Here is a 16,155-nt window from a genome sequence, read left to right as displayed (position 1 = left end):
CACCGCCGTATACTTTTGCAAGTACGTTAGTGATTGCTGCAGTTAGTGTAGTTTTACCGTGGTCAACGTGGCCGATTGTACCAACGTTTACGTGCGGTTTTACGCGTTCAAACTTTTCTTTTGCCATGACGGAACCTATCAGTTTTGTGTATCTAGATTACATATGAAAATAATCCACCATAGGTAGATTAAGTTAATTTTTTCAAATTTCAAATAGTTTTTTCTGACAGATAAAGGAAGTGTTTAAGGAGATTCGATTGACTGGTGCTGATAGGCAGATTTGAACTGCCGACCTCACCCTTACCAAGGGTGCGCTCTACCAACTGAGCTATATCAGCATCATCAAATTGGAGCGGGCAGCGGGAATCGAACCCGCATCATCAGCTTGGAAGGCTGAGGTAATAGCCATTATACGATGCCCGCTTTAAGGAACCTGTTCTTAAACTACCTCTAACCGTCTAGAATAAAGTGGTGGAGGGAGCTGGATTCGAACCAGCGAAGGCTGAGCCGTCAGATTTACAGTCTGATCCCTTTGGCCGCTCGGGAACCCCTCCACGATAATTCTTTATACTAAGCACTTCCGGTAAAAGGAAAGTGGTGCCGACTAACCGAGTCGAACGGTTGACCTACTGATTACAAGTCAGTTGCTCTACCAGCTGAGCTAAGTCGGCACTGCTTTAGTACGGGGCGAGATTCTAGAGTAAGGTTTATTGGGATGCAACCAAAAAATTAAAAAAAATGTGATTTTATGCTTCAAACGCTCACTATTCGCGCAAAAAGCGGTTTTTTTGTTGTTTTTAACTCTTTTTAGCTAACTCATACCAGTAATTTAAGCCTTTCATCACTAGCATTGGGTCGAAAATACTGTCTGAAAAATACCCTTGTAATAGCTGACCATAACCACCAGCAAAAATTAAAAGGCTATTTTTTGTATTTAAATGCAGCTTTGCTTGTTCAATTGCGCCAATAGTTGCCACTAAAGCACCATTTTTTAATCCGTTAGGAGTGTTTTTGCCAAGCTCATTAGCAAATGGCGTGTTTTCATCATCAAATACGCGCTGAGTATTTTGAGTGAGTGAGGCAGTCATTAAATCAAGCCCTGGTAATATCCAACCACCTAAGTGCTGTCCATCATTATTAAGGACGTCTATAGTCGTTGCCGTGCCAGCATCAACAACAATTGCGGCCGTATTAGGGTAAAGCGTATAACCACTAATGAGCGCCAACCATCTATCTATACCCAAATTACCCACTTGTTGATACGCGCAATGCAACGTACCGAGCTCATGACTAACCGTAGCCTCAAAGCAATCGATATTTTGTGCTTGGGCTTTTTCTAATAGCTGCTTGAGTAATTCACTACGACCCACACAAGCGTAAACAACAACCGTAATTTGCAGCCATGGAATATTATTAGTATCGCATGGCTGTATTTGCCCATCTTGCCACAATACAGCTTTGAGCGAGGTATTACCTACATCAATGAGTAATCTCATGCTTGCGCCTTTCTTAATGAAATCTCACCGCCATAATAACTTTTCACTTCACCGTCTTGGCGAATACGTACACCACCGTGCGCATCTATACCTTCACAAATGCCACACCAGCTACGATGCCCGGTATTAAGCTCTACCTGCTGACCAGCAAATGCATTTAATGCATTCCATTGTTGATACATAGTTTGTAAGCCATTCTCACGATATTGCGCTAAGCGTTGCTCTAAACAATAAGTTAATGAAGCTACTAGTTGATTTTTATCTAGCTGCTGGGTGTGCTGACTTAAATCGGTCCACGCTTGGTCAATGTACTGACTGGCACTTTGTGGCATATTTAAATTAATACCAATCCCTATTACCAACTGACATGGCCCTTGTGGCTGCCCATCTAATTCTACCAAGACACCTGCGAGTTTTTGTTTGTTTATATAAATGTCGTTTGGCCATTTAAGTTCTACTTCAATACCATAAAGTGCTTTTATCGCATCATACACCGCTAAACCAACAGCAATTGATACGCCCATCGCGGCTTGTAAACCATCATCTAAGCGCCAAAAATAACTGTAGTATAAGTTTGCACCAAAGGGTGATTGCCATACTCGGCCTCGACGCCCCCGCCCTGCTTGCTGCATTTCGGCTACAATCACGGTGCCCGATTCGAGCGCTGCTTTAGCTTGAATACGGCGCATTAACTCGCTGTTGGTTGAATCAATCAGTGGTTGCACTTCAATATTCGCGATATTAGCGCCTAACTCAGTATAGTGCTGCTGTATACTTTGCTGATTAAGTAAACCTACTTGGTTATTTAAGCAATAGCCTTTACCCGTAACTTTAAATACATCTAAGCCCATAGCCTGTAAGCTTTGAATATGCTTACTTACCGCCGCGCGACTTATTCCTAATTCATCACCTAGTGCTTGCCCAGAGACAAACCCACCTTTATTCAGTGCATTTAAAATAGCCAGCTTGTTTCCATCTGGTGCCTTCATACTGATTGCTCCAAAGAGATATGGCATTCATTGTCTTGATCAATTAACCGCACTTCGTGTTCTAAACTTATGTTGTAACGTGTTAAAACAATATCCTGAATGTGAGCAATCATATTAATTAAATCATCCCCTGTACTATTACCATGATTAACTAGTACCAGCGCTTGTTGTTGATGCACTTCTATACCTGCAATTTTATATCCCTTTAATCCCGCTTGCTCTATTAACCACCCTGCAGCCACTTTATGGTGACCGGCACCATGCGGGTAATGAGGTACCTCAGGATACGTCGTAATTAACTGCGCTAATTCACTATTGGTGATAATAGGGTTCTTAAAAAAACTGCCCGCATTAGCCAGCTTATAGGGATTTGGAAGTTTGCTGTTACGCGTTTGTATCACTTGTGCGCATACTTGTTGTGGCGTCGGGTTTTTTAGTTGTTGTAGCGGCCCATAACTGAGTACTGGCTGCCATATTTTGGACAACTTAAAGTGCACTTGGGTGATCACTGCTTTATTTTTTAGCGCGTGTTTAAATACCGATTCACGATAAGCAAAGTGACATTGCTGATTAGTTAAAGATTTAAAGCTACCGCTATCAATATCAAAATAGTCAACAGCTTCAATAAACTGAGCTATTTCTACGCCATAGGCACCAATATTTTGTACTGGTGCAGCGCCGACTGTACCAGGGATGAGGGCTAAGTTTTCAAACCCCGCGATACCTTGCTCCAGCAAGTAAGTCACTAATTGATGCCAATTTTCACCGGCAGCTACACTAACTAAAAAGTCATGCGAGCGCTCAGTTATAGTAATGCCTTGGGTTGCCATTTTAATGACCGTGCCTGCATAGTCATTTAAAAAAATAGTATTACTGCCCTCACCCAACAAACAAAAAGGGACTTTAAAGCACTGACTTTTAAGCTGCGCTGAGTCGGTAATCTCGACAAAATTTTGGCATTGGCTACTTAATGCAAATGTATGTAGGGGTTGTAATGAGTGCGGCACAAAGCCCTCTAAAGGTAGCAGTAATTAATCGCTCTAGTTTAACTCATCGTCGCAAATTGCGCATCAGCTTGTAAAAATTGTTCAACCCACTGCAGCAATCATGATATAAAACCTGCACTTTTTTTATTTGTACTCAAGGTAATTATGAAAATCACACCTCTTTTTTTAAGCCTCGCTATGGCAGGTATGTGCTCGCAAGCAATGGCCAGCGCTATTGATCAAAATTCCTACGCCAACCTTGATGATGTTATCACCACGCATTTAAACCTTGATTTAGACATCGACTTTGCTGATAAGCAATTGGAAGGTTTTGTTGAGCATACGCTACAGTGGCAAAATGCCAACAGTAAAAAGCTAGTACTTGATACCCGTGATCTTGATATTGATAAAGTGATGTATCAAACGGCAAATGGCAATTGGCATAAAGCTAGTTTTAACCTTGCTAACCGCGATGATGTTAAAGGCTCAAAATTAACTATTACCTTTAAAAATCAAGCACAAAAAGTTCGTATTTACTATAACAGCCGCCCAGAAGCGTCTGGCTTACAGTGGCTAACGCCAGAGCAAACTGCCAGTAAAACTCACCCGTTTATGTATAGCCAATCGCAAGCGATTCATGCACGTAGTTGGATTCCAGTGCAAGACACCCCTGCAATGCGCGTAACTTATAATGCGCGCATTCATACCCCTGAGGATATTCGTGCGGTAATGAGTGCAGATAATAAAGATGCTCTTTATAAAGATGGTGATTACCACTTCACTATGCCACAAGCAATTTCACCTTACTTAATTGCAATTGGTGCAGGTAACTTAGAATTTAAGGCCATGTCTAAGCAAACTGGTATTTTTGCAGAGCCAACTATTTTAGACGCCTCGGTTGCTGAATTTAATGACACCCAAGCGATGATCGACAAAACCAATGCCATGTACGGCGACTATGCATGGGGTCGTTATGATTTACTTATGCTACCACCTAGCTTTCCGTTTGGTGGTATGGAAAACCCACGCTTATCATTTATTACGCCTACGGTTGTTGCCGGCGATAAAAGCTTAGTTAATCTGATTGCGCATGAACTTGCACATTCTTGGTCTGGCAACTTAGTGACGAACGCTACATGGGAAGATTTATGGTTAAACGAAGGTTTTACCTCTTACGTTGAAAACCGCATTATGGAAGAGGTATTTGGGCGTGACCGTGCTGTTATGGAACAAGCACTTGATGCAGCTGGCCTGCGTGCGCAACTTAAAACCATTGATGCCCCAGATACACGCCTTAATTTAAAACTAAATGGCCGCGATCCGGATGATGCGTTTAGCTCAGTGCCTTACACAAAAGGTCAGCTATTTTTAATTTACCTAGAAGAAAAATACGGCCGTGATAAGTTTGATGACTTTGTTAAGACCTATTTTAATGAGTTTGCATTTAAATCACTAACCACTGCGAAATTTGTTTCTTACATCAAAGCTAACTTAATTGAAAAGTATCCAGGCGTAGTGAGCATGGATAAAGTAAACGAGTGGATTTTTCAGCCCGGTTTACCAAGTGATGCACCTAACCCAACCTCTGACGCGTTCGATAAAGTCGATACTGTAACAGCGAGCTGGTTAAAAGGGGATACAACTGCCGCACAATTACCCACTGCAAATTGGACTGTGCATGAGTGGCTACACTTTTTAAACAACTTACCGCGCGATTTAAGCATTGAAAAAATGACTGAATTAGACGGCGAGTTTAACTTAACCCAATCAACCAACGCAGAACGTGCGTTTGCATGGTACATGCTAGCAGTAGGTAATGGTTACCAACCGATTTACCCTGCGCTTGATAAGCATTTATCGGGTATTGGTCGTCGTAAGCTTATCGTGCCGCTTTATAAAGCGCTTATAACCAATGGTAAAAAAGATTGGGCACAAAGCGTATACTTAAAAGCACGTCCGGGTTATCACCCACTGGCACAAGGTACCATTGACGCATTATTTAAATAGCGTTATCAATAAATTAAAAAGGGCCAACTTGGCCCTTTTTTAATGCTTAATTATTTTGTTACTTTATCTAAAAAAGCCTGCCTTTCAGCGAGCGTTGCTTGTTGCCACCAAAAGTCGAGCATATTGGCAGCGCTTGGCATGCCCTTACCATTAATTGGCGCAATCGGTTTAATTGGGCGGCTTGGTTTTTGTGGACCGGCAGGGGTTTCTGAGGCCTGCTGATTAAACTGTGAACTTTGTAGTTGTCGTTCAGCTATCACATTTAATGGCTCAGCTAAGGTACTGCCTTTTGCTTTTAAGCTTACTTGCGGTGCCTCAGCAAATACTTTCGCTGCCACCGCATTTTCAGCACGATTAAATACTAAGGTGTAATCTTTACCTGCTTCAACAGTTACATTGACCCAAAAAGGCTCTGACTCAATCACTTCGTGATCGTCATAACCTAAATCATATAAATCTGTGTATTTAAGCTTTAACTGATAAGTACCCGGTGCTAATTCAACATCATCAACACGACTAAAAATCGAACTTTCAATGACTCGTTCACCCACTTGTAAAGGAACAAACTCCTCGGGAAAGTGAATGTTTTCTGCCAAACTAGATGCACTCACCAAGAGCGCCGCTACACTGCCTAATAATATTGATTTACGCATAATTACTCCTTTAGTTGATTTCAGTTTGACACTGCTGGCAAAATTTGTCATTAGTGACATACATATTAATCGAACAAATTAGAGTCATCATTATGAGTCAAGAGACTATTTTTACTAAAATTATTAATCGTGAAATTCCTGCTGACATTATTTACGAAGACGACCTAGCACTTGCATTTAAAGATATTAACCCTCAAGCACCCTTTCATGCGTTGATTATTCCTAAACAAGCCATTGCCACGATTAATGATGTCACTGAGGAAAACTCACATCTTGTTGGTCATCTATATGTGGTAGCGGCTAAGCTTGCCAAACAACTTAATTTTAGCGATGACGGCTACCGCGTGGTGATGAACTGCAATGAACACGGTGGACAAACCGTTTACCATATTCATTTGCATATGCTGGCGGGAAAAGAAATGGGCTGGCCTCCGTATCAAAACACTAAAAAAGTTGCCCTTTAGTCACCCATTAAATCCTGTATCTTAAAAAATACATTAAAAATACGGCGTTTTTCTTATATACCAAAAAAACAATTACTTATTTGCAACATTTTATGTTTAAATAATTGGAAATCGCACCTTTTCTCCAGTGAAATTGTTATTCCCTAATACAAAAGGTGTGCAGGGATCGTGGTAAGATTAATTAGCCAGCTTTATAAAAGAGTAAAAAAACATGAGCAGTTCAGCCTTTTTGTTGTTAGATGAAGAACCAATTAACACTATTGGTATTAACGTTTTAGAGCCTTTGTTAAAAACACAGGGCCTTGACGTAACTACGGGTACAAATATTTTAGATGTTCCGGTAGGTACTCGCTTATTGTTCATTGAAACATCAAGTAAAGACGCGTGGACTAAGCTAAAAGAACAACTCGTTAATTTGCGTATCAAATGCGATATTGTGTTGTTTAATTTAGATGAAAACCCAGAGCTTGCTAATCGTGCATTACTCAGTGGTATTCGCGGTGTATTTTACACCACCGATAATGCTGATGTACTCATGAAAGGGATTCGTTTACTACTTGAAGATCAGCTTTGGTATCGTCGTGATATTATGTGTAATGCGCTTAACCGCATGTTGCAATTTAATAAAGACGCACTACACAAGCTAACCGATGGTGATATTGAGCCAATCAAACTCACTAAACGTGAAAAAGCAATTATCTCGTTAATGAGTAATGGTTCTAAAAATAAAGAAATTGCTGAAGAGTTAAGCATTAGTCCGCACACGGTTAAAACTCATTTATACAGTGCATTTAGAAAAACTAAATGTCGTAACCGTATTGAACTACTCTCTTGGGCACAACAAAATATTCCTGACGAGATTCGTTAAGGCTTATTTTAATAAATTCAATACAGGCACTTTAGGTGCCTGTTTTTATATCTTCTTTAAAAATCGCTGTTGGGGTCTTAATGCTCGACTCATTTACGCTTTATTTTGCCAGTATCGCTGTTATGACAGTGATGACGTTACTAAATTTTTTAACTTGGCGTACCAACAAGCATGTCCCCGGCACGTTACTTTATATTTCCTACCCTTTACTACTATTAGCCGCCATTGTGGGCTTTGCGCTCATAGGTAAAATCCCTGAAAAGCTCGCCATTACCTTTGCTAATAGCATGATGTTTTTAGCATCCATTGTGCACTGCTTATCGCTGAGTCAGTTTTTAAATTATCGTGGTCGTGGTTTTAAATTTGTTTGCCTATTTACCGCTGCCAGCGCTTTATTGCTTGTTTACTTCACTTTTTTTCAGCCATCTATGCGCTCACGGGTTTATATTTCTGACTTTCAACATATTGTAGAAGCCGCTTTTTTACTATTTGTTTTTTTTAAATATGCGCGAAAACCTTATCCTAATGCCAGTATTGTTTACATTATTATTTTAACTTTGGTTGCAGCCAGCTTTATCACTCGAACTATTTTTATGGATCGCGTTGCACAACAAGATGCAATATTAAACCCATGGTTTGACTCACTATTATTTTTGAACAGTGTGATTGCCCCTATGTTTTATGCAGCCGGTATGGCGCTATTGTGTAATGAACGCAGAGAATTAAGGCTTAATAAACTTACCGAAAAAGCACACAAAGACTTAGAGATTCGCGGGCTCTTTTTATCCACTATAAGCCATGAGATACGCACCCCATTAAACGGCATTTTAGGCAGCGCACAACTGGTGTTAAACCAAACTAGCGACAGCCGCAATAAAGCTTATTGCGAAGCCATTATCAACTCAGCTGAGTCACTCAACTTACTAGTAGATAAAGTGCTGGAATACGCAAGCTTAGATCAGCATGACGAAGCCTTGTACGAAGAAGACATAGAGTTCAAAACTTGGCTACAAAACTTATGCCTGCTGTTAAGCCCTCTGGCCGAACAAAAACAGCTTAAATTTGAGCTTGCCTGTAACATCCCCGATAAAGCCTGTTATTACTGCGACCAACAAAAGCTCAGACAAATCATTATTAATCTTGTTGGTAATGCGATTAAATTTACCGACACCGGCACAGTAAAAGTTCAAATAGATTTAATTAATGAAACTCAGCTCGATCATACCCTTAAAGTAAGCGTACTCGATTCAGGCCCGGGTATTGAAAAAGATGAAATTGATTATTTAACTGAGCCCTACATCCAAAGCAGTGCCGGTAAGGAAAAAGGCGGAACGGGGCTTGGTCTGGCTATAACTAGTCGCCTTCTCGATAAAATAAATAGCCAACTAGAAATCACCAGTGAGCTGGGAGTGGGTAGCGTATTTAGCTTTAACATGACGCTAGCCATAGGTGAACTTAGCCTTGTAGAGCAGCGCCATCAAAGTAAGGATTATTTAACCGGACTTGATGTGTTACTTGTTGAAGATTTAGATTTAAACCAAAAAATAGCTGTTGAATTTATGGCTGACGACGAGCATAAAATTAAGCTCGCTAAAGATGGCAAAAGTGCGATTGAGTTGATGAAAAAATACCACTTTGATGTGGTGTTACTTGATATGAACTTACCCGATTTAACAGGGCAGCAAGTGCTAAAAACACTCAAACGAGTGGAGCATAAAAATCAGCGAACTCCGGTGCTGGCCTTTACCGCCAGTTTGAGCCCTGATGAAATAAAAGAATACTTAGCACTGGGTATTAAAGACATTGTTGGCAAGCCATTAAAGCAAGAAAAACTACGCCAAGCATTAAGTGATTCACAGTCAACACAAACAGCCAACATTGCCGTCGAGCTGATTGATACGTTATACGATGAAACTGCCACAGAAACCCTAACAAGCTCTTTTAGTATTGATGAAGTATCTTCTATTTATAATGAGTTTATCCTATCTGCGCGTAACAAACTGAGCCGTTGCCAAGCTTTATTAGAGCAAGACCCCGAGCAATGCATTAAGTTATTACATCGCCAAGCCAGCACCGCAATGCAACTTGGCTTTAATAGCTATGGACTGGCTCTTAAAAAAATTGAGCGACGCTTACTTGATAAAAAACCATTAAATAACTCGTTAAATGAAGCCAGCACACTGTGGCAACACAGTTTAGAGGCGTATTTAAAGTATGTACGCCAAGGGCTAGGGTAATACGGCTACGGGCTACCAAGCTTCACGACAGTAACAAATGATCAAGCATATTTACTATTTATACTGTTATTTTCTACCGTATACATCGTCAAATCGCTCAATATCGCTTTCATCCAATATGGCACCCGTTTGTACTTCAATAACAATTAACGGCTCGGGCTGATTATTCGCTAAGCTGTGCAGTTGTTTTGCACCAATATAACAAGATTGGTCGTGAGTCAGCGTCAAGCTTTGCTGGTCAATACATATATCTGCAGTACCTGAGACAACCACCCAATGCTCGGCACGGTGCTGATGACGCTGAGTTGAGAGCCTAGCCCCACTTTTTACGGTAATTTTTTTAACCTTAAAGCCAATACTTTCTACTAGCGTACGATAATTTCCCCAAGGGCGGTAAACCACCTGATGATGCGCCAGTTTGTCATTTTGCGTAATTGCCAATTGCTTAAGTATTAAAGGCAAGCCTTCAAGCGAATCTTGCTTTGCAACCAAGGTAGCATCATGAGTATGAACAATCGCTAAATCGCTCACACCTAAAGTAGCAATTGTGTGTCCATCTTCACTAATAACTAAGTTATTAATACTGTTTTGTGCAATATGTTGCTGATTTTGACTATTGCCCTGCGAATCCTTTTCTGCAAGCGCAGCCAGTGCAGAAAAACTGCCCACATCGCTCCACTTTAACGCCACTGGCATTACCACTACATTATTGCTGCGCTCTAAAATAGCGTAGTCAATTGAGTCACTTGGGCAAGATTCAAGTGCATGGGCATTCGCTCTGGTAAACGCTAAGTCTTGTTTAAAATCAGTAGCACTGGCAACACTTTTAGCAATTTTTGGGGCAAAGCGCTCAAGCTCTTGCAGATAAGCAGCGGGAGTAAATAAAAACATACCACTGTTCCAACTATAACCGCCCTCTGCTAAATAAGTTAATGCCGTTGCTAAATCAGGTTTTTCTTTAAACTGGTCAACTTCAAAGCAACAGGTGTCTTTAATGGCTGCGCCCTGTTTTATATAACCATAACCTGTGTGTGGCTCTGTTGGTGTGATTGAAAATGTAACCAATTTACCCTGCTCAGCAAGTTTAATCGCATCAGATAACTGAGCCGTTAATCCGGTAAAGTCTGCAATATGATGATCGGCAGGCATCACCAACAAAGGGCCCGTAATATTATTTTTTAAAGCATGGTGCGCGGCAAGGGCGATGGCTGGTGCGGTATTTTTGCCTTCTGGCTCAAGTACTATGGCATAGGGTTTTGCAAATGCTGCCTGCTCTGCGGCAATAAATCGATGCTGTTCATTACAGACCAAAATAGCGGGATTAAAACCCTCAGTTGCAACCCGTAATAATGTGCTTTGTAATAATGACTGCTGATTTTTATCATCCAGCAAAGATAAAAACTGCTTTGGCATTGCTTGGCGCGATAGCGGCCAAAGCCGTGTGCCAATGCCGCCTGCTAAAACTACCGGTGTAATAAGGGTTGTATTCATAAAGCCGCCAATAAAAATATCAGCGGCTATTTTAGCACTTTATTGGCTAGGCGCTAATCTATACCAATGTAAAAGCATCTGCATCTAAATGTGCCGGGAATTTAGCTCTAAACTCATTGAGCGGCGCTTTATTTAACGTGATTGTTAATAGTGCTTGCTGGTCGTCACGCGCTTTAATCAGTGGCTCACCTTTAAAGTCATACACTGCGGTTCCACCGCTGTGGTCAATACCATTACCATCTTCGCCAACCCGATTTACGCCAATCACGTAGCATAGGTTTTCCATTGCTCGCGCCATTAATAAGGTATCCCACACATTACGCCTTGCAGCTGGCCAGTTGGCAATATTTATCATCACGTCGTAGTCATTGTTATTGCGCTGAAACACCGGAAAACGTAAATCGTAGCAAACTTGCGGTAAAATTTTAAACCCTTTGAGTTCAAACACTTCACGGGTTTGTCCTGCTACTACAAATTCGCCCTCGTTACCCAAACAAAATAAGTGGCGCTTATCGTAATAACGTACCTCACCACTTGGTTGTACCCAATAAAACCGGTTGGCCTTTTTGTCTCCTTGGGTTACCAATACTGAGCCAGCAATCACTGCATTATGTTTTTTAGCTTGTGTTTTAAGCCAATTCAGTACTGAGCCATTTTCAGGTTCGCCACAATCAAGGTTAACCGCAAATCCAGTGGCAAAGGTTTCGGGCAATACAATTAAATCAGGTTGATTGGTGATATTAGCAAGCTGTTTTTCAAACATAGCTAAGTTAGCATCTTTATCAAGCCAGTGTAGCGAACTTTGTAGTAGTACTAACGTTAAATTTAACATGGTGATAGAAGACCTTTATTGCATATATTGATAACAACTAATTATAGTTTACATACAGTAAACAAAAATACCCTAATAACAAACAACATCTGTTATCATTCCGTGGTGATAAAAGTGTAAATAATTAAAGGATTAGGCATGAGGTTAGCTAGTTTTCTCACTAAAGGAAATATTGTCGTAATTGGTGAGTGGCAACTTAACATTGATCTTCAAACTATTAGCGACGGCGATAATACCAGAGAGTTAGAGCCTTTATTATTCAAATTATTATGCTATTTTATTGAGCATAATGGGCGGATAATTCCTCGTCAAGAACTCGCTGAAAAGATTTGGCTACAAAGCTATGTAGATGATAATGCGATAAATCGAGCTATTTCAGAGTTAAGAAAAGCTCTCAAATCAGCAAAACAGCCAGGCCAAAGCATTAAAACCCATTACCGTACTGGCTACAGCTTATTCATTCCGATAACAATGCCAGAAGCGTCTCCAATAATAGCTTCTACAGAATCTGTTGAAACTATTCAAAACGTAGTCTCGGTTCAAAAAAGCACTACTACCTCTAATAATACCTATTTCACAATTGAGCGCTCGCGAAAGCTCATTCTACCTTTACTTAGTTTTATTTTATTACTTGGAGCATTCGTGGCTGTTACAATGACATCCACCGATCAAAAACAAAAAAAACAGCAAACACATTCAGCGCCAACGCCTAAAGAGCTAAAGCTCTCTGCACAAACAATATCTTGGCACAAAGGTACGCATTACAATCTCAAACTGTCCCCATATAAAGATAAGCTTGCTTTTTTAGTTGATAGTATGGACAAGAATACTAAAACCACACTTTACATAATTAATTTAGAAACGGGAAAAGAGCTATTGATCGACTCAGGCTACCTTGTGGTTAATGGCTGGTCTCATGACAGTGAAAGACTATTTTATACCCAATGTAAAAACTCTACCAAGGCAGAATGTGAGATAATTCAAGCAAGCGATTTATTGAGTGCGCAGCCCAAACTTCAACATCTAGATAACCCACTTTTAGATTCAAATTTAAAATATATATATGATTACACTGAAATAGACAACACAGCCATATTTTCACGTAATAATTATCGTAATATTGCTCATTTAACAGCCTTGTATTCATTAGATTTAGATACTAAAGAAGAAATTCGAATTACCAACCCCAATATTAATGGTACCGGAGATTTATTATTAGCCGTCATACCAAATCCAAACCGAATTATATATGAGCGCCATCAAATTACCCACTCTGAAATATATATGTCTAACTTAGATGGTAGCTCTCCTATGAAGCTCTTCGATCAGCCATATAGAACATGGGTTATAACTTATGATAGAAAAAATAATGAACTACTATGGTATAACCGCCATAAAAGCTCGATAGAATCATATTCTTTAGATGAAATGCAGATGTTGCCAGCTATACATGCCCCCATAGCAAGATCTAACTACGCTTTTTCACTAAGCAAAAATAGTATTTTAAGTAGTACAGATCTGCATGATCATGATTTATTAATTTTGGATTTAGATAAAAATACTCAAGCAGAAATTGCTAATTCAGCTAAAAATGAAGCGAATGGCTTCAAATTAGAAAAGCAAAAAACTTACTTTCAAGTAAAAAACTTTCATGGGGTTAGCCATTGGCTAAAACATAATAGTCAATACAAAGACATTACCTCTATTATTGGTAAAAATAATAAGGTAATGGATGCTGATTTAAGCCAGAGTGCATTACTGACATACAATAAAGAAAAATTATTACTAACACTTTTAAACACAAATGACTTTTCTGTCATCGAGCAATGGCCAGCTAGAGGAAGTGTAATAACTGCAAAAATTAACGGCCAATACATCGCCCTATTAAGCACAGACAAGCAGATGAATAGCACATTGAATATTTACGACCGTCAACAATCTACATGGGATAAAGTTGATATCTTAACGCCATTTTCATTTGACTGGATCAATAGCACTGAACTCATTGCAAACAATAAAACCCAGCAACTCATCCAATATGACGTGGTAAGCCACCAATTTAAAAAGCTATCTCTATCGAAAGAGCTACAAAAAATAAAACAATCATTACAGCAACTCAACTACGATAGCGGATTTTTATACTTTACTACCGAAACTGATATTTACAGAGCACCTCTCGATAAGCTTACAAAGGTTGAAACTGTATTTAGCCTCTCGAATAAAGGAATGAGCTTTATACTTGGTAGTAACATTCAAGATAACACTCTTCATCTCTCAGTTTTAAGAGCACGAAATAAAAACTACATTGAGCTTTATACTGACGTCACAAAAAATACGCATGCAACCGAACGGCCTGTGTCTTTTTTTAGTCTCTAATTTAAAGTGCTTAGCATTCTGCCATTGCCTATATAAATAATGGCAGAACACAAGCAACCTCTTCATACCTTGAACTTGCTACTGCGGTAACTTTAACTCTCCCGAAAGAAAGCGAGGAGCATTTAAAATGAGCCTAATAGGCTGAAGCCTCATAAGCCTTTTTTTGCAAGTAGCACAACTATATTGAAACTATAGCTTACTAAAATATCTATTACGACTTATTTATGATTTTCGTAAATTTTGTCTAATGGCTCAGAAAGGCCGCTCTCTTGCACTATACGTACATGTTTACGTTTTAATTCGCGAGCACTGGTAACGCCACAAGAATGTGCAATAAGCCCTGCCCCGTAATGGATGTATTTATTATAATTTGCGACCCGCTGCGCTTTATCTTCAACATTCAAACCACGTTGTAAACGTTCATTATGCGTAGTAATCCCTGTTGGGCAAGTATCTTTATTACATTGCATAGCCTGAATGCAGCCTAGTGCAAACATATGCCCTCGCGCAGAAACTACAAAGTCGGCTCCTAGTGCTAATGCCCATGCGACTTTGGATGGCACAATTAATTTACCCGAAACAATAATTTTAACTCGCTCTCTAAGACCATGTTTCTTTAATAGCTGTATAACTAAAGGAAGGCTTTCTTTAAGCGGTAACCCCACAGAATCTAATAAAGATTGTGGTGCTGCGCCGGTACCGCCATCCGCACTATCAATAGTAATAAAGTCGGGTGCGGACTCAATGCCACGATGATTAATCTCGGCGAATAAACTTTCTAACCAAGTATGTTCTCCAATAACCGCTTTAAAGCCTGTCGGTTTACCCGTTGCAGTTCTGATGGTGGTAAGCATGTCTAGAATATCGTTTGGATTTTTTATTTCTGGGTGCCCGTTTGGACTAATCGAATCCTGCCCTTCGGGTATACCTCTTATTTTGGCAATTTCAGCATTCACTTTTCGCCCAGGTAACATGCCGCCTTTTCCGGGCTTAGCACCTTGGCTCATTTTCAGTTCAAACATTTTAACCGCTGGATGTGCAGCAACGGCTTTTAGCTTTTCTGTACTTAAATTTCCCTGCTCGTCGCGTACACCATATTTTGCGGTGCCAATTTGAAATACAATATCGGCACCTCCTTCTAAGTGATATGGGCTAAGGCCGCCTTCTCCCGTGTTCATCCAACATCCTGCTAATTTTGCCCCCTTGGATAGTGCACGCACAGCAGGGCTTGATAGCGCACCAAAGCTCATGCCCGATATATTAAATAGCGAATTTGTGGTGTAAGGAAATTTACAGTAAGGGCCAAGAGTTACGTTGCTCGGCGCTAAGGCTTCTTCATCTAAGGTAGGAAACGCACAGTTCATAAACATGACTGTGCCTGTGGCCTCTAAACTTTGAGTTGAACCAAAAGCGGCCGTGTGATCAACATCTTTAGCCGCGCGGTAGACCCAACTACGCTCGGCACGATTAAAGGGCATTTCTTCACGATCGAGGGCAAAAAAATACTGTCTGAAAAACTCACCTTGGCGCTCAAAGAAATAACGAAAACGTCCAATCACGGGATAATTACGCCTAATAGCATGCTTTGTTTGCGTAACATCTCGAATATAAAAAATAGCAATTAATACAACCAGCAATCCCAATGCAACAATAAATAGGCTGGCAAACACATCGATACTGAACATTATAAACTGACTCATTACTTATCCTTAAATGCTAAAAAAGCGTGATGCCATCAAATAACACCACACTTTTA

13 protein-coding genes and 4 tRNA genes are annotated in these 16,155 nt (G+C 40.1%); 5 read left to right on the top strand and 12 right to left on the bottom strand.

The annotated features are described in order from the left end of the window. From DK924_RS17050 to murB, 8 genes are all read right to left on the bottom strand, one after another. Positions 1–127: GTP-binding protein (locus DK924_RS17050; RefSeq protein WP_033023824.1), on the bottom strand; the 127-nt coding region annotated here is incomplete at its 3' end. A 135-nt stretch (positions 128–262) separates the two neighbouring features. Further along, positions 263–338: transfer RNA gene (locus tag DK924_RS17045), tRNA-Thr, on the bottom strand. A 10-nt stretch (positions 339–348) separates the two neighbouring features. Next, positions 349–423: transfer RNA gene (locus DK924_RS17040), tRNA-Gly, on the bottom strand. A gap of 46 nt (positions 424–469) precedes the next feature. Next, positions 470–554, bottom strand: a tRNA-Tyr gene (locus tag DK924_RS17035). Positions 555–595: 41 nt separating this feature from the next. Continuing rightward, positions 596–671: transfer RNA gene (locus tag DK924_RS17030), tRNA-Thr, on the bottom strand. Between the two features lie 126 nt (positions 672–797). Further along, the gene (locus tag DK924_RS17025) at positions 798–1,496 is read right to left on the bottom strand and encodes a type III pantothenate kinase (protein WP_010392297.1); all 699 of its coding nucleotides are present in this window, start codon (positions 1,494–1,496) and stop codon (positions 798–800) included. Next, positions 1,493–2,485 carry a bifunctional biotin--[acetyl-CoA-carboxylase] ligase/biotin operon repressor BirA gene (gene birA, locus DK924_RS17020; RefSeq protein ID WP_109875749.1) on the bottom strand — a complete coding sequence of 331 codons (993 nt, stop codon included), beginning with the start codon at positions 2,483–2,485 and terminating at the stop codon, positions 1,493–1,495. The genes DK924_RS17025 and birA overlap by 4 nt, the downstream gene beginning before the upstream one ends. Then, entirely contained in the window at positions 2,482–3,492 is a 1,011-nt protein-coding gene (gene murB, locus DK924_RS17015) for a UDP-N-acetylmuramate dehydrogenase (RefSeq protein ID WP_109875748.1), read from the bottom strand. The genes birA and murB overlap by 4 nt, the downstream gene beginning before the upstream one ends. A gap of 144 nt (positions 3,493–3,636) precedes the next feature. On the opposite strand from murB, the gene DK924_RS17010 reads away from it, so the two are divergent. Beyond that, positions 3,637–5,478, top strand: coding sequence for a M1 family metallopeptidase (locus DK924_RS17010; RefSeq protein WP_109875747.1), 1,842 nt, complete (start codon positions 3,637–3,639; stop codon positions 5,476–5,478). A 50-nt stretch (positions 5,479–5,528) separates the two neighbouring features. Here DK924_RS17010 and DK924_RS17005 read toward each other — a convergent pair whose 3' ends face one another. Further along, positions 5,529–6,131 (bottom strand): DUF2057 domain-containing protein, encoded by a 603-nt coding sequence (locus tag DK924_RS17005; protein WP_010392289.1) that lies wholly within the window; start codon positions 6,129–6,131, stop codon positions 5,529–5,531. A gap of 92 nt (positions 6,132–6,223) precedes the next feature. On the opposite strand from DK924_RS17005, the gene DK924_RS17000 reads away from it, so the two are divergent. The 3 genes from DK924_RS17000 to DK924_RS16990 all read left to right on the top strand — a co-directional run bounded on the left by DK924_RS17000 (position 6,224) and on the right by DK924_RS16990 (position 9,700). Then, positions 6,224–6,595 (top strand): histidine triad nucleotide-binding protein, encoded by a 372-nt coding sequence (locus DK924_RS17000; protein WP_010392287.1) that lies wholly within the window; start codon positions 6,224–6,226, stop codon positions 6,593–6,595. Between the two features lie 211 nt (positions 6,596–6,806). Next, entirely contained in the window at positions 6,807–7,463 is a 657-nt protein-coding gene (locus DK924_RS16995) for a response regulator transcription factor (RefSeq protein WP_008108518.1), read from the top strand. Between the two features lie 80 nt (positions 7,464–7,543). Beyond that, entirely contained in the window at positions 7,544–9,700 is a 2,157-nt protein-coding gene (locus DK924_RS16990) for a response regulator (RefSeq protein ID WP_041709752.1), read from the top strand. 66 nt (positions 9,701–9,766) lie between these two features. On the opposite strand, the gene DK924_RS16985 is transcribed toward DK924_RS16990, so the two are convergent. Next, a complete protein-coding gene (locus DK924_RS16985) occupies positions 9,767–11,191 on the bottom strand; it encodes a mannose-1-phosphate guanylyltransferase/mannose-6-phosphate isomerase (protein ID WP_109875746.1) in 1,425 nt (474 codons plus the stop codon). Between the two features lie 58 nt (positions 11,192–11,249). Then, positions 11,250–12,023 carry an amidohydrolase gene (locus DK924_RS16980; RefSeq protein WP_109875745.1) on the bottom strand — a complete coding sequence of 258 codons (774 nt, stop codon included), beginning with the start codon at positions 12,021–12,023 and terminating at the stop codon, positions 11,250–11,252. A 138-nt stretch (positions 12,024–12,161) separates the two neighbouring features. On the opposite strand from DK924_RS16980, the gene DK924_RS16975 reads away from it, so the two are divergent. Then, complete coding sequence (locus tag DK924_RS16975) at positions 12,162–14,399, top strand: winged helix-turn-helix domain-containing protein (RefSeq protein ID WP_109875744.1); 2,238 nt, start codon at positions 12,162–12,164, stop codon at positions 14,397–14,399. A 218-nt stretch (positions 14,400–14,617) separates the two neighbouring features. Here DK924_RS16975 and DK924_RS16970 read toward each other — a convergent pair whose 3' ends face one another. Next, the gene (locus DK924_RS16970; RefSeq protein WP_109875743.1) at positions 14,618–16,099 is read right to left on the bottom strand and encodes an FMN-binding glutamate synthase family protein; all 1,482 of its coding nucleotides are present in this window, start codon (positions 16,097–16,099) and stop codon (positions 14,618–14,620) included. Between the last annotated feature and the right edge of the window lie 56 nt (positions 16,100–16,155).

This window comes from Pseudoalteromonas sp. meg-B1 (genome assembly GCF_003173795.1).
Lineage (GTDB): Bacteria > Pseudomonadota > Gammaproteobacteria > Enterobacterales > Alteromonadaceae > Pseudoalteromonas > Pseudoalteromonas undina.
Note: the sequence above shows the minus strand (reverse complement) of the source record. Positions and strands in the feature narration are given on the sequence as shown.